2 protein-coding genes are annotated in these 1,705 nt (G+C 66.5%); both read right to left on the bottom strand.

The features are described from left to right. Nucleotides 1-45 precede the first annotated feature (45 nt). Complete coding sequence (locus I5M_RS07105; RefSeq protein ID WP_022720765.1) at nucleotides 46-708, bottom strand: sulfite oxidase-like oxidoreductase; 663 nt, start codon at nucleotides 706-708, stop codon at nucleotides 46-48. An 87-nt stretch (nucleotides 709-795) separates the two neighbouring features. Continuing rightward, a partial coding sequence (locus I5M_RS07100; RefSeq protein WP_022720764.1) for an amidase occupies nucleotides 796-1,705 on the bottom strand: 910 nt, incomplete at its 5' end.

Genomic DNA, 1,705 nt, shown 5'->3' with positions numbered 1-1,705 from the left:
CAAGGACGGCTGAACCTAGTCGGCGCAACCGTTAGCCGATTAAACTCAGTCCACTGAATAACGCTCTTCCGCCCAGGGATTACCACGACGGTGATAGCCGCGGACTTCCCAGTAGCCGAGCTGGTCGGTGTGGACGAACTCGATCGCCTTCAGCCATTTGGCGCTTTTCCAGAAGTACAGATGCGGCACCACGAGGCGCATCGGGCCGCCGTGCTCTTCAGTGAGCGGCGCGCCGTTCCAGCTGTGCGCCAGCAGCGCGTCGGGCGCTGCAAAATCCTCCAGCGGCAGATTGGTGGTGTAGCCGTCGTAGGAGTGCAGCGCGACGAACTGCGCCTGATCGTGCGGCATGCAGGCATCCAGCAGATCGCGCGTGGCGACGCCCTGCCAGCGATTGTCGTAGCGCGACCAGGTGGTGACGCAATGAATGTCGGTGACGAAGTCGGATTGCGACTGGGCGAGAAACTCCGTCCAATTCCACGACAGCGGCTGCTCGACCGAGCCGTAGACATCGAACCGCCAGCGCTCGCGCGGAATGTCCGGCTGCAGCCCGAGGTCGAGCACCGGCCAATTATTGACGAGGTGCTGACCCGGCGGCAGGCGTTGCTGGGTGCGCTGCGCATGTTGCCCGGTGAGGAATTTGCCCTCGCTGGCCCAGCGCTGCTTGCTGCGGGTGAGCTTGGAGTCGGGCGGCTCGCGCTCGTCCGTCATGACGTCTCCTCTGGCTGCGCAGCTCGGATACGGCTGCGCAGCGAGATTAGCACGGCGGCGGTACGTCCGTCAGCGCGGCGCCGCGTTTCAGGCGATCGGCCGCGGGTCGATCGGCTTGCTGGTTCCAAGCCCGAGGATGTCCTCGAGCAACGCGGCGCCGCCGAGCAGGCCGGCTTCGTTGCGCGGCCGGGCCACCATCTGCAGGCCGACCGGCAGACCATTCGCCGTGAAGCCGCAGGGCAGCGACAGCGCCGGGCAACACACCAGCGTGATCGCGTAGACGATGGCGAGCCATTCGACGTAGTTGTCGAATGTCTTGCCGTTGCATTCGGCGAGATAGCGCTGCTCGACCGGGAACGCCGCCGTGATGGTGGCTGGCGACAGCAGCAGGTCGTAGGTTTCGAAGAACGCCACGGTGCGCGCCGTCATCGCGACGCGCTGGGCTTCGGCCTTGGCGAGGTCGTCGACGCTGAGCTTGAGGCCCTGTTCGATATTCCAGATCACTTCGGGCTTGAGCAGGTCGCGCTTGGTACGGAGCAGATCGGTCTTGCTGATTGCGAAGTCGAAAGCGCGCAGCGCCTGGAAGCATTCGTGCGCTTCGGACAGATCGGGATGCGCCTCCTCGACGATCACGCCGGCCTCGGCGAAGCGCTCGGCCGCCTTGCGGGTGATCGCCGCGACTTCCGGATCGACCGGCGTGATGCCGAGATCGGGCGAGTAGGCGACGCGGAGCGGCTTGGTCCGCGCGCGCGATGCGGAGAGAAACGAGGTCGCAGGCGAGGGGATCGACAGCGGGTCGGCGGCAATCTCGCCGCTCATGGCGTCGAGCAGCAGCGCCACGTCGTCGACGGTGCGGGCCATCGGTCCTTGGACGCCGAGATTGCGGTCGATCGCCACCGCCGGCGTATGCGCCACCCGGCCGAAGCTGGGGCGCAGGCCGACGATGCCGCAGAAGCTGGCCGGATTGCGCAGCGAGCCGCCCATGTCCGAGCCGTGG

This window comes from Rhodopseudomonas sp. B29 (genome assembly GCF_000333455.1).
GTDB lineage: Bacteria > Pseudomonadota > Alphaproteobacteria > Rhizobiales > Xanthobacteraceae > Rhodopseudomonas.
The sequence above is the reverse complement of the archived record's forward strand: the minus strand, read 5'-3'. Positions and strand labels throughout refer to the sequence as shown.

What these genes read in the sequence shown, in the direction of transcription:
- I5M_RS07105 (WP_022720765.1), bottom strand. Translation starts at nt 708, where the DNA reads ATGACGGACGAGCGCGAGCCGCCCGACTCCAAGCTCACCCGCAGCAAG.